A 2,877-nucleotide genomic window follows, 5' to 3' on the forward strand; every position below is an offset into this window, starting at 1 on the left:
GCAGAATTCCGCACCGTGGCGGCGCTTCCAAGTCACGGCATGGATTCTATGGTCTGCGCGCGTCGCTCCGCTCCTTGCTCCGCCATAGAATGACGACGTTGGAGTCGGCTTCAACCAATCCCAGGCGTTTGCGCTGAGTTCACGGAAATGAACGGAAAATCTTGCGCCGGAACAAACGGCAACCCTTCAAGATCCCTGTGTCTGGGAACTAGCTTAAACGCTCAGGGCTGCAGCTTTGCGCCCGCCCCGCCATTGTCGCCGCCGTCCGAATCGTCGCCTCCGGTGGAATCGTCCGTTCCGTTCGCGCCGTCATCGCCGCTCGAATTGTCGTCCTGTCCCGCGCTGTCGTCCTGGACCTCGTCCGGGCCCTTCAGCATAGCGCCATTGACCGCGACGGACCCATCGGCCTTGGTGTTGATCACCCACTCCAGGCGACCGTCCGGCAACGTCTTGCCGAAGCCCTTGACGGCCAGGGCAAAGGGAAAGGCCTGCGCCATCTGCTCATCGCTCTTGGCGCCTTCCTTCAGGGCATCGACGATCTTGTCATAGCCGGCGACGTCGATGGTCACGCTCGCATCCGGTTTCTCGCCTGGAAATGTCATCTCGCCTTCCAGCGCGACCTCGATGTCGCCGTTTTTCACCGTGCTGTGCCCGATGACGACCTTGGGATTCTTGGCCTTGAAATCGGCGACCAGAGCCTTGCCGAATTCATCCGAAAGCGGTGGTTCCTTATTGAGATCAAAGGCTTCGATCGCCTTCTTCGCCATCGTATCGAGATCGATATTGGCGCCGCCGAAATTCAGGTCGACGTCGGTTGGCAGCAAGGGGGTGGTCCATTCGGGCAGGGTCTGATGCGGGATCGTCAGCCCCGATGCCTTGATCGTGTAATCGACCTTGCCGTTCTGGGAGACGCCGTCCATGCCGAATGCGGTGCTGAATTGCTTCGCCCCGAACTTGCCGACAGGGCTCTCCACCTCGAAATCCTTGAAGCCGTAATTGCCGTCGATCCTTTGCCAGATCGGCAGCGCGGCCAGCATCAGCGATTTGAGCTCTGCCTGGTTCGCCTTGAGTTTCGCTTCGTCCTCATTCGCCACGGCAAAGGCGAGCAGGTCGAGCAGCGGCTTGGTCCGGACGCCCTTGCCGTTTGCGTCAACGGAAAGTTCCGGCGTTTTCAAGGTAAGCGGAAAATTCATCCCGTTGTCGGCATCGTTGATCTTGATGGTCTCGACGAAGTCCGAGACCTTTTGAGTCGCCCTGAAGTCGACGCCGCCACTGGCGGATTTGGTCGCGACAACCGTGGCGGTGCCGGCGCCGGTCGAGGCATCGGCCTGCTGCTTGGCGTCCCGGGACGTCATTGTCATCCCGGCCAAGGAGCTGGTTGCATTGGTGAAGGCCGCAAGGGCCGGATCGTAGACGCTGGTCAGCTTGCCGTCCTTGATCGTGAATTCCATGCTCTGGCGGCCCTCCGGCCCTTCGAGCTCGAATGAGGCGCCCTGCGAGAAATTTGACGAGACGTCCCACGACCCGTCGCTGCGCGGCTTCACCATCAGCGCGTACGGGGCCATGTCGAACTTCAGGAGCTTCTGCTCCGGCACCGCATTGACGAGCGCTTTGATGTCGAGCGCGATCTTGTAGGCGTCGCCCTCCACCGAAACCTTGAGCACGCCCTTGTCGAACGCCTGCTTGCCGAAATAGCGCGCCAGATCGTCGGAAAGCTGCTTGGCGCCTTGATTGTCCACGGTCTGGGCAAAGGCTGGCGCGCTGAGCGCGAGGGCAAAGGCAAGTGGCAAAATACGCTTCACGTCGGTTCTCCGTGCTGTCGGAAGACGAAACAATGGTGCTTCTGGTAGGCAAGAAGCGTTACAGCCGCAAGACGCCGACTGTAGGCCAAAAGCGTATCCGGCTAAAGCACCAGCCGCATCAGCGGCCGGCCGGGCTTGCGCTCCACTAGCCTTTCGAAGCCGGCCTTCTCGAACACCCGCGACGAACCGACGAAAAGCCCGATCGAACGCGAATCGCGCGACAGGTCGATCGGGCAGGCTTCCAGCAGCCTCGCGCCATTCTCGCGGGCGAAGGCGATGCCGCCCTTGACGAGCCGGTGCGTGACGCCGCGGCCCCTCGCTTTGACGCGGATGAAGAAGCAGGAGATCGCCCAGACATCCGGGTCGCCGGCGTCGGCCGGGTCAACCGGCGCCGAACCCCTCCCTTGATTGTTCCACTCGGGCACGTCTGCGCGCGGGCCGACCTGCATCCAGCCGACGGCCTTGCCCTCCTCGAACGCCAGGAGCCCCGGCGGCGGACCTGCCTCGACTTGATAAGATCCTTATTGCGCTCCTTGTCGCTGGCGCGGCGCTCCGCCGGTGCCAGCCGGAAATGCGTGCACCAGCAGCCGTAACAGGCGCCCTGCTTGCCGAAGAGGTCCTCGAAATCGGCCCAGCGCTCGGGGGTCAGCGGTGCTATGGTCGTGCTCATGCGTTCTCCCCAGGCCAAGCTTGTTGCCAGCCCTGCGCTGTCGTACCATTGCGTTTGTTCTCTTTATGTTCGCAGCGATGGCGGCTCCTGTCAACAATCCCGAACACGGTTTTTGCCGTGACTGCCTGGCGTTCCAGCGCTCTGAGACGCGGCGCTGCGATCGCTGCGGCAGTCCGCGCCTTGTCCGACACGCCGAGCTCTACCGGCTGAAGATCGCCCATATCGATTGCGACGCCTTCTACGCGGCGATCGAAAAGCGCGACAATCCGGCGCTGAAGGACCGGCCGGTCATCGTCGGCGGCGGCCGGCGCGGCGTCGTCTCCACCGCCTGCTACATCGCCCGCATCCAGGGCGTTCGCTCGGCCATGCCGATGTTCAAGGCGCTGGAACTCTGCCCGGAAGCGG

The 2,877-nt window shown here is 62.6% G+C and carries 1 protein-coding gene and 2 pseudogenes; 1 reads left to right on the forward strand and 2 read right to left on the reverse strand.

Annotated features, from left to right (window positions below):
- Positions 1–221: 221 nt before the first annotated feature.
- Together EOA28_RS31325 and EOA28_RS31330 are read right to left on the reverse strand one after the other, a co-directional pair.
- On the reverse strand, positions 222–1,802 hold the full coding sequence (locus EOA28_RS31325; protein WP_127253013.1) for a hypothetical protein: 1,581 nt from the start codon (positions 1,800–1,802) through the stop codon (positions 222–224).
- Positions 1,803–1,903: 101 nt separating this feature from the next.
- Positions 1,904–2,472 (reverse strand): annotated as a pseudogene (locus EOA28_RS31330) (GNAT family N-acetyltransferase).
- A gap of 65 nt (positions 2,473–2,537) precedes the next feature.
- On the opposite strand from EOA28_RS31330, the pseudogene EOA28_RS31335 reads away from it, so the two are divergent.
- Positions 2,538–2,877 (forward strand): annotated as a pseudogene (locus EOA28_RS31335) (DNA polymerase IV); the annotation flags it as partial.

The sequence above is a fragment of the Mesorhizobium sp. M2A.F.Ca.ET.067.02.1.1 genome (genome assembly GCF_004023285.1).
GTDB lineage: Bacteria > Pseudomonadota > Alphaproteobacteria > Rhizobiales > Rhizobiaceae > Mesorhizobium.